Annotated in this window: 10 protein-coding genes and 2 tRNA genes; 6 read left to right on the forward strand and 6 right to left on the reverse strand. The window is 50.3% G+C overall.

Going from position 1 to position 9,342, the window contains the following annotated elements; translation table 11 throughout:
• Positions 1 to 210: 210 nt before the first annotated feature.
• Positions 211 to 714 carry a leucine-responsive transcriptional regulator Lrp gene (gene lrp / locus HCX89_RS10685; protein WP_025009731.1) on the reverse strand — a complete coding sequence of 168 codons (504 nt, stop codon included), beginning with the start codon at positions 712 to 714 and terminating at the stop codon, positions 211 to 213.
• A gap of 180 nt (positions 715 to 894) precedes the next feature.
• On the opposite strand from lrp, the gene ald reads away from it, so the two are divergent.
• Together ald and trxB are read left to right on the forward strand one after the other, a co-directional pair.
• On the forward strand, positions 895 to 2,010 hold the full coding sequence (ald, locus tag HCX89_RS10690; RefSeq protein ID WP_025009730.1) for an alanine dehydrogenase: 1,116 nt from the start codon (positions 895 to 897) through the stop codon (positions 2,008 to 2,010).
• A gap of 142 nt (positions 2,011 to 2,152) precedes the next feature.
• Entirely contained in the window at positions 2,153 to 3,106 is a 954-nt protein-coding gene (gene trxB, locus HCX89_RS10695; RefSeq protein ID WP_071238141.1) for a thioredoxin-disulfide reductase, read from the forward strand.
• A gap of 141 nt (positions 3,107 to 3,247) precedes the next feature.
• Here the strand turns inward: trxB and rplT are convergent, their stop codons facing one another.
• From rplT to thrS, 4 genes are all read right to left on the reverse strand, one after another.
• Positions 3,248 to 3,607 carry a 50S ribosomal protein L20 gene (rplT, locus tag HCX89_RS10700; RefSeq protein ID WP_025009729.1) on the reverse strand — a complete coding sequence of 120 codons (360 nt, stop codon included), beginning with the start codon at positions 3,605 to 3,607 and terminating at the stop codon, positions 3,248 to 3,250.
• Positions 3,608 to 3,624: 17 nt separating this feature from the next.
• Positions 3,625 to 3,819: a 50S ribosomal protein L35 gene (gene rpmI / locus HCX89_RS10705; RefSeq protein ID WP_025009728.1), complete on the reverse strand. Its 195-nt coding sequence runs from the start codon at positions 3,817 to 3,819 to the stop codon at positions 3,625 to 3,627.
• An 84-nt stretch (positions 3,820 to 3,903) separates the two neighbouring features.
• Positions 3,904 to 4,446, reverse strand: coding sequence for a translation initiation factor IF-3 (infC, locus tag HCX89_RS10710; RefSeq protein WP_071238140.1), 543 nt, complete (start codon positions 4,444 to 4,446; stop codon positions 3,904 to 3,906).
• A 3-nt stretch (positions 4,447 to 4,449) separates the two neighbouring features.
• Entirely contained in the window at positions 4,450 to 6,378 is a 1,929-nt protein-coding gene (gene thrS / locus HCX89_RS10715) for a threonine--tRNA ligase (protein ID WP_044734468.1), read from the reverse strand.
• Between the two features lie 270 nt (positions 6,379 to 6,648).
• Here thrS and HCX89_RS10720 point away from each other — a divergent pair, with 270 nt between their 5' ends.
• On the forward strand, positions 6,649 to 6,849 hold the full coding sequence (locus tag HCX89_RS10720) for a CPXCG motif-containing cysteine-rich protein (RefSeq protein WP_025009725.1): 201 nt from the start codon (positions 6,649 to 6,651) through the stop codon (positions 6,847 to 6,849).
• Between the two features lie 100 nt (positions 6,850 to 6,949).
• Here HCX89_RS10720 and HCX89_RS10725 read toward each other — a convergent pair whose 3' ends face one another.
• Positions 6,950 to 7,564, reverse strand: a complete 615-nt coding sequence (locus HCX89_RS10725) for a riboflavin synthase (protein ID WP_071238139.1) — start codon at positions 7,562 to 7,564, stop codon at positions 6,950 to 6,952.
• 33 nt (positions 7,565 to 7,597) lie between these two features.
• On the opposite strand from HCX89_RS10725, the gene HCX89_RS10730 reads away from it, so the two are divergent.
• The 3 genes from HCX89_RS10730 (at position 7,598) to HCX89_RS10740 (ending at position 9,302) form a co-directional block, all read left to right on the forward strand.
• Positions 7,598 to 8,974, forward strand: a complete 1,377-nt coding sequence (locus tag HCX89_RS10730) for an MATE family efflux transporter (RefSeq protein ID WP_025009723.1) — start codon at positions 7,598 to 7,600, stop codon at positions 8,972 to 8,974.
• Positions 8,975 to 9,112: 138 nt separating this feature from the next.
• A tRNA-Val gene (locus HCX89_RS10735) sits at positions 9,113 to 9,189 on the forward strand.
• A 36-nt stretch (positions 9,190 to 9,225) separates the two neighbouring features.
• A tRNA-Val gene (locus HCX89_RS10740) sits at positions 9,226 to 9,302 on the forward strand.
• The last annotated feature ends 40 nt before the right edge of the window (positions 9,303 to 9,342 follow it).

Raw genomic sequence — 9,342 nt, forward strand, 5'->3', positions numbered from 1 at the left:
ATGCGATTTCCATAAGCAAACGAAAAACAGATGGATTTAAGATACCAGAATCAACCTGAATGTGCAGCGAATAAGCCTTCGAAAGCCTCTAAAAGCAAGTGGATAGCGGCATTTTTTTATGCTGCCTCGCCGCCTGGGATAAAAAGTAAACAACCGAGATCAAAAAAGGAGCCATTGTGGCTCCCTTTTACCCTCGTTAACAATCGAGGTTTAGGCTTCAGCAGAAATACTGATGGCCACTTTGCTGGTCTGCTTCACCTCTTCCATCACCACGTAGGTACGGGTATCGGACACTGAAGGCAGCTTCAGCAAGGTTTCGCCCAGCAATTTACGATAGGCAGACATATCGGATACCCGTGTCTTCAGCAGATAATCGAAATCGCCCGATACCAGGTGGCACTCCTGAATATCATCCAAAAGCTGCACGGCGCGATTAAACTTATCGAAGACTTCCGGAGTATCCCGGTTGAGGGTGATCTCGACAAATACCAACAAGGATGCGCCCAAAAAGTGCGGGTTAACCAGTGCGGTATAGCCGTTAATGTAACCTTGTTTTTCGAGACGCTTGACGCGTTCAAGGCAGGGAGTTGGACTCAAACCAACACGTTTGGAAAGCTCAACGTTGGAAATGCGACCGTCAATTTGCAGTTCATTAAGAATGTTACGATCGATACGATCCAAGTCTTTTACAGGACTCTTTTTATTATTTACCATATTTTTAACCTTGTTTTATCACTAAAACAACATTTAATTTTGCGTATGTCGGAAGTTTAGCAGCATAATCTGCCCGGGCAATACTATACTAGACTTTCCTGAATTGATCACGTTCAGGTCACTATAAAATAACAATTATGCCCATTAAAAGTGGGTTTTTTAGTATATTGAGGCTCGAAAATGATAATTGGTGTTCCAAAGGAAATCAAAAACCATGAGTATCGCGTGGGTATGGTACCTTCCAGCGTACGCGAATTGACTATGCATGGTCATCAGGTTTTTATCGAAACGAATGCTGGTAATGGGATTGGGTTTACCGATCAGGACTATATCGATGCCGGGGCGTCTATTTTGGACACGGCCGCCGAGGTTTTTGCCAAGGCTGAGATGATAGTCAAAGTCAAAGAGCCACAGGCCGTAGAACGTGCCATGCTGCGCCATGACCAGATCCTCTTTACCTATCTGCACCTTGCCCCCGATCTGCCCCAAACTGAAGAACTGGTCAACAGCGGCGCTGTTTGTATCGCTTATGAAACGGTTACTGATGACCGTGGTGGCTTGCCTTTACTGGCCCCCATGTCAGAAGTGGCCGGACGCATGTCCATCCAAGCCGGTGCCATGGCGCTGGAAAAATCTATGGGCGGCCTGGGCATGTTGCTCGGCGGAGTCCCAGGGGTTGAACCTGCTAAAGTTGTGATTATCGGCGGCGGCATGGTAGGTACCAATGCGGCGCAAATGGCGGTGGGCATGGGTGCCGATGTAGTGGTGCTTGATCGCTCCATCGACGCGCTGCGTCGTTTGAATGTTCAGTTCGGCTCCAAGGTCAAGGCTATCTACTCTACGGCCGATGCCATTGAAAAGCATGTATTGCAGGCCGATCTGGTCATAGGTGGCGTGTTGATCCCCGGCGCGGCAGCGCCCAAGCTGGTTACCCGTGAGCACATCAAGAAGATGAAGCCTGGGGCCGCCATAGTGGATGTCGCCATAGATCAGGGTGGCTGTGTGGAAACCTCTCATGCCACAACTCACCAGGATCCTACCTATATCGTCGATGATGTAGTGCATTACTGTGTAGCCAATATGCCGGGCGCCGTGGCACGTACTTCCACCTTTGCCCTGAACAACGCTACCCTGCCCTACATTCTCAAGCTGGCCCGTCTGGGTTACCGCGACGCGCTCTTGTCTGACAAGCACTTGCTGAATGGTCTTAACGTGATGCACGGTAAAATCACCTGTAAAGAAGTCGCCGAAGCCCACAATATGGCTTATACCGCTGCCAGCGAACTGTTACAGTAAGTAAATCAACTAATCGCTTTAAAGGAGCCTCTGGGCTCCTTTTTTTCGATTAAGTCAATCTTGAAGATTCTATTCCTGGCGCTTTACCCTTAGGGGTAAATTACCTACAATCGCTGCAATTTGCCAAGGCACGGAGAATAAAATGAGCCAAGCCAAACATTGTAATCTTTTGATCCTGGGATCAGGCCCCGCAGGCTATACCGCAGCCGTTTATGCTGCCCGCGCCAATCTCAAACCTGTGATGATCACAGGTATCCAGCAGGGTGGCCAGTTAACCACTACGACCGAAGTCGAAAATTGGCCCGGCGATGCCGAAGGCCTGACTGGTCCTGCGCTGATGGAACGGATGCAAAAGCATGCCGAGAAATTCGATACCGAAATTATCTTCGACCATATTAATGAAGTGGATCTGCAACAGCGCCCTTTCACCTTGAAAGGTGACAACGGTGAGTACACCTGTGATGCGCTGATCATAGCCACAGGCGCATCCGCCAAGTATCTCGGTCTGCCATCTGAAGAAGCCTTCAAGGGCCGTGGTGTATCTGCTTGTGCCACCTGTGACGGTTTCTTCTATCGCAATCAGAAAGTGGCTGTTATCGGTGGTGGTAACACGGCTGTTGAAGAAGCACTCTATCTTTCCAACATAGCTGCCGAAGTACACCTGATCCATCGCCGCGATACCTTCCGCTCTGAGAAGATTCTTATCGATCGTCTGATGGACAAAGTCGAAAACGGCAACATAATTCTGCACTTGGACAAGACATTGGATGAAGTAACCGGCGATGCCATGGGCGTGACCGGACTCAAAATGAAGAGCACCAAAGACGGCGGTATTTCCGATTTGGAAGTGGCCGGGGTGTTTGTCGCCATTGGCCACAGCCCCAACACAGGTATTTTCGAAGGCCAGTTGGAGATGAATGGCGGTTATATCAAGGTCGAAAGCGGCCTCAATGGCAATGCCACCCAGACCAGCGTCAAAGGCGTATTCGCCGCCGGCGATGTGATGGATCAGCACTACCGTCAGGCCATCACCTCAGCCGGAACCGGTTGTATGGCGGCTCTGGATGCCGAGCGCTTCCTGGATGCTCAGAAATAAGCTCTGCCAATATACTGAAAAAGCCAGTCATTGATGACTGGCTTTTTTGTCTGAGGCATTGAAGCATAGGCAAATCACAGGTATGAAAAAAGGGACCTTAGGTCCCTTTTTAACAGCAACTACAACTTATCTCCTGAGAGATTAGTTTGCCAGTGCTTCCTTCGCTTTTTCTACCAGAGTAGCAAACACTACTTTGTCGAATACAGCGATGTCTGCCAAAATCTTACGATCGATTTCGATAGACGCCTTTTTCAGACCGTTGATGAAACGGCTGTATGAAAGACCATTCTGACGAGAAGCCGCATTGATACGTGCAATCCACAGTTGACGGAATTGACGTTTCTTCTGGCGACGGTCACGGTAAGCATATTGACCTGCTTTGGTTACGGCCTGTACCGCTACACGGAAAGTACGTGAACGGGCACCGTAGTAACCTTTGGCAAGTTTAAGAACTTTCTTGTGACGAGCTCGTGCAGTTACACCACGCTTAACTCTTGGCATTTTTCAATTCCTCCTAATTAAGCGTATGGCAGTTGGCGTGCGATCATAGGCACGTCAGCTTTGGCAACTAAACACTTGGCGCGCAGATGACGCTTACGCTTGGTGCTCTTCTTGGTCAGGATGTGACGCAGATGGGCTTGCTTACGCTTGAAACCATTGGCGGTTTTCTTAAAACGCTTCGCTACACCCTTGTCGGTTTTCATTTTAGGCATTACTAAAACTCCGCATTGGGACATTAATAAAACGCAAGGCGAGCAAAGGCCCGTAGACCTTTGCTACTTTTCAGGATTGCCCTGCTATTTCTTCTTGGGCGCCAGCACCATGATGGCTTGTCGACCTTCCATTTTCGGGAAAGATTCAACAATCGCATACTCTTCCAGATCGCCCTTGATACGGTTCAAAAGATCCATACCCAGGTTCTGGTGTGCCATTTCGCGTCCGCGGAAACGCAGCGTAACTTTCGCTTTGTCTCCATCTTCCAGAAAACGAATCAGGTTGCGTAGTTTTACCTGATAGTCGTTTTCATCAGTACCAGGGCGGAATTTAACTTCCTTCACCTGGATCTGTTTCTGCTTCTTCTTCTGTTCTTTCTGGGCTTTTGCCTTGTCGAACAGATATTTACCGTAGTCCATGATACGGCATACAGGCGGCTCAGCATTAGGACTGATCTCAACCAGATCCAGACCTGCCTCATCGGCTACTTCCTGAGCCTCTTTGATGCTGACGATACCAATGGCTTCACCATCCACGCCATTCAAACGTACCTCAGGTACGCCGGTAATTTCTTCATTGATTCTATTCGGGGCCGCCTGACGGCCTGCTGATTTTTTGATCTTTATGACCTAATCCTCCAACAATTCAAGACTACGGAGTGAAATTTGTTGCTTGACCTTAGCGGCGAAATCATCGATTCGCATCTTGCCTAAGTCCACCCCGTCTCGGGTACGCACAGCGACTTCCCGATTTTCCATCTCCTGATCACCTATGACCAGCAAATAAGGAACCCGCCTCAAAGTGTGCTCGCGTATTTTAAAGCCTATTTTTTCATTCCTCAAGTCTTTAGAGGCGCGTATGCCCTGTTCCTTGAAGAATTCGACTACTTCTTCAACATAATCAGCTTGTTTGTCTGTTATGTTCATAACAACAACCTGCATAGGAGCCAGCCAGGTTGGGAAGCGGCCCGCGAACTCTTCGATGAGGATACCGAGGAATCGCTCCAAAGAGCCCAAAATCGCACGGTGGATCATCACAGGAGTCTGACGGCTGTTGTCTTCGGCGACATAAGTCGCGCCCAGGCGTCCCGGTAAGGCGTAATCGAGCTGCACTGTACCGCACTGCCAGGCGCGATCCAGGCAATCATGCAGAGTGAATTCGATTTTAGGGCCGTAGAAGGCACCTTCACCTGGCAGTATTTCAAATTCGATATCGTTGCTGCGCAGCGCTTGTTTCAGAGCTTCTTCTGCCCTGTCCCACATGGCATCGTCACCGATACGCTTCTCTGGACGAGTGGAAAGCTTAACTACGATATTACTGAAGCCGAAAGTGGAATAGGTGTCGTACACCATCTTGATACACTTGCTGACTTCGGATTGCACCTGCTCTTCAGTACAGAATACGTGCGCATCGTCCTGGGTAAAACCACGAACCCGCATCAGACCGTGCAAGGCACCCGAGGGCTCGTTACGGTGACAACAGCCGAATTCAGCCATCCGCAGCGGCAGATCACGATAGGACTTGAGGCCCTGGTTGAAAATCTGTACGTGGCCGGGGCAGTTCATCGGCTTGATGGCGTATTCGCGGTTCTCACTGCTGGTTGTAAACATCGCCTCGGCGTATTTATCCCAGTGACCGGAACGTTCCCACAACACGCGGTCCATCATCAGTGGACCTTTCACTTCCTGATAATCGTACTGGCTCAGCTTCTGGCGAATAAAACGCTCAAGCTCAAGGAATACACTCCAGCCGTCGTTGTGCCAGAACACCATACCAGGAGCTTCTTCCTGCATGTGGTACAGATCCAGCTGCTTGCCGATTTTACGGTGATCACGTTTGGCCGCTTCTTCCAGACGGGTCAGGTGAGTCTTGAGCGCTTTCTTGTCGGCCCAGGCAGTACCATAGATACGCTGCAACATCTTGTTGTCTGAGTTACCGCGCCAGTAGGCACCGGCAACATTCATCAGCTTAAAGAAATGGCAGAAACGCATGTTGGGCACATGGGGACCGCGACACATATCTGTGTATTCTTCATGGTGATACAGCGCCGGAGTGGCATCACGGCTGATGTTCTCATCCAGGATCGCCATCTTGTAAGGCTCGCCGCGAGACTCGAAAGTATCACGGGCTTCCTGCCAGCTGACCACACGCTTGACCACGTCATAGTTGGTCTTGGCCAGTTCCAGCATACGTTTTTCCAGCTTCTCCAGATCTTCCTGGGTCAGTTTATGCTCCAGGTCGATGTCATAGTAGAAGCCGTTATCGATAACAGGACCAATCGCCATCTTGGTTTCAGGCCACAGCTGTTTGATCGCATGACCCAACAAGTGTGCGCAAGAGTGACGAAGGATTTCCAGCCCTTCTTCATCTTTGGCCGTGATGATCGACAGTTCTGCATCTGTTTCGATCAGATCACAGGCATCTTTTAACTCGCCGTTGACTCGTCCGGCAATACAGGCTTTCGCCAGACCGGGACCAATATCAGCAGCAACATCGAGTGTAGAGACTGGGTTGGCAAACTCGCGTTTGCTCCCATCGGGAAGTGTAATTACAGGCATGAAAATTCCTTGTCCAGTGGTGACCCACACGTAGGGCCACTTGGTTATCAATTAAAAAAAGTGTTTAGCCCTTGGGTTAAGGCAGTACAGGAGCCTTAAGGTCTCCGCCGGGCAGGCTGGCAATTTTACGGGATAAGCCCTTGCCTGCGCAACCCAAAAACACTCAAGGGACAAGCTTTTGCTCACAGCCTGGGGCTATACTTGAATTGTGTTGTGATATGAGGTTCTATCGTCCAAAGGGCATAGCGCTACCGGACAAAGGAGGAAGCCATGCAACTCAAGAGTCAGACTATCTGCTGCCCCCATTGCGGCCACCATCAAAAGGTGGAGCTCGACGCCAGCGGCGGCGATCAGGAGTTCTATAATGATTGCCGGGTATGTTGCAACCCTATCCATATGCGGATGCACATCAATGACCAAAGGCACATGATAGAGCTGTACGTCGATGGCGATGACGAACAGCTCTACTGAAAGCTCTAATGAATATGACAAGCCAGCTTCGGCCCAGTCAATTTTACCGGCTTACACTTGCCTGCTAGGCACCGTCGCCCATAAAGCGTGACAGGTTTTATCAGGCCAGTTGTCGCTGGGCCAGCACCCGCTCGACTGTATCCACTATCGTTTGGGTTTGACTGTCAATTTCGATATTCAGCCAATCCCCTTCCCGATAGTCTTGCAGATTGGTCAGTCTGAGAGTCTCAGGAATGAGATGCAGCATAAAGCGATTGCCTTTGACCTCGCCAACGGTGAGGCTACATCCATTGATACCGATAAAGCCCTTATAGAAGATGTACTTCAACCACTCTTCGGCCACTTCCAGCTGCATATTGTAATGGCTGTCACTGATATCCAGATGCACCAACTGCGCCTGGGTATGCACATGGCCGGAAAGAATGTGACCCCCAAGCTCGGTACCAAACTTGAGTGACCTCTCTATGTTAACCTTGGCACCAACCCTTAGTCCGACCAGATTAGTCACCGCCAGAGTCTCTTCCATTACGTCGAAAAACGCCCTATCATCAGCAAGCTGGGTTACCGTCAGGCAAACACCGTTGTTGGCAACACTCGCTCCTATTTCCAATCCCTCGCGCAAGGCGGGAGGCAGAGCGACTTCGAGGGTATTTAGCCCGGGCTTTTTCTCGATCGCCAAGATTTCACACTTGGCTTGAACAATACCTGTAAACATTTTCTCACTCGCTTAGTTGTTAGGGCTGCTTTCATGAATCACACCGGCTTTCAGGCCAAACGCTTAGTTCAACTGGCTTTGCCTGTGCTTATTGCACAACTTACCCAGACAATGATGGGGTTTATCGATACCCTGATGGCCGGCAGAGTCAGTGCTGTCGACATGGCAGCCGTCGCTGTCGGAACCAGTCTCTGGCTACCGGCCATTCTGTTCGTTCAAGGCCTATTGCTGGCATTTACTCCCATGTTTGCCCATCATCACGGTGCAAACAACCAAAAGGCGATCCAACCGCTTGCCTTTCAGGCTGCCTATATTGCCATAACCGGCGCCTTGGGTGTGATGCTGTTTCTGGCATCTGCGCCACATATTTTGGATTGGATGGAACTGGAACCTGAGCTCAAGCGCCTGACCATAGGTTATCTTGACGGCATTCTCTGGGGGGCGCCGGCCTTTGTGCTCTACCAGGTGCTCAGGGGCTGCAGCGAAGGGATCTCCTATACGCTGCCGACCATGATCATAGGTTTTGTCGGCCTGGCGGTGAATATCCCGGCCAACTATATCTTTATCAATGGTCACTTTGGCATGCCCGCCATGGGCGGCGCCGGCTGTGGTGTCGCTACCGCTTTGGTGTTTTGGGCCATGCTACTGGCCATGGCCATCTATATGCAGTGGCATAAACGCTTTAGCGAGTTGGCTCCCTTCAAAGCATTTCACAAACCCCATTTGCACACCATTATGGAGATGACCAAGTTGGGCATGCCTATTGCCATGGCGCTGTTCTTTGAAGTCAGTCTGTTTGCGGTGATCGCCTTGTTACTGGCGCCTCTCGGTGCCACTGTCGTGGCCGGGCACCAAATTGCGCTGAATTTCTCCTCGATTGTATTTATGTTGCCACTCTCAATCGGCATAGCCGTTTCTATTCGGGTCGGTTATTATCTGGGCCGCGGCCAGAGTGATGTGTCGGCACTGGTGACCAAGGTGGGATTGGCTATCGCCTTTTCTCTGGCCATGCTCACCGCGGTGGCGACTGTGGTATTCAGGTATGAGATTGCCCTGCTCTATAACGACAACCCAGAAGTGGTCACTCTGGCAGGCAGCCTGATGCTGATGGCTGCTCTATATCAGTTGTCAGATTCGGTACAGGTGGTTGCGGCCGGTGCCCTTCGTGGCTACAAGGATACCCGCAGCGCCTTTTTCATCACCTTGTTTGCCTATTGGGCTGTGGGGATGACCCTGGGTTATGTATTGGCGTATACCGATTTTCTGGTACCCGCCATGGGAGCACACGGATTCTGGATTGGGCTTATCGCCGGCTTGACCGTAGCCGCGATACTCTTTGCTATCCGTCTGAGATATATCCAGAAAAGTGGCAAACAGTTCGCGGTTATCTCTGACGAGAGCACAAATTAAGCCGAATGCGATCAAAGCTGCAGCAAGTTGTGCAGCAATTCGCCACTCAATAAAAATTTGTGTTTTTTTACTTGCAACTGGCGGCTGCTCGCCCTTAATATAGCGCTCGTTCGAGGGCGGCAGCCTGAAAAACACAATACACCCGTAGCTCAGCTGGTTAGAGCACTACCTTGACATGGTAGGGGTCGGTGGTTCGAGTCCACTCGGGTGTACCACTCTCTTTAGAGAGTCAAAAATGAAAATCATGCAATACACCCGTAGCTCAGCTGGTTAGAGCACTACCTTGACATGGTAGGGGTCGGTGGTTCGAGTCCACTCGGGTGTACCAAGCAACCTGCTTCAAGCAGGTTTTTTTATGCCTGAAATTC

The organism is Shewanella sp. Iso12 (assembly GCF_012030025.1).
In the GTDB taxonomy this organism is placed as follows: domain Bacteria; phylum Pseudomonadota; class Gammaproteobacteria; order Enterobacterales; family Shewanellaceae; genus Shewanella; species Shewanella algae.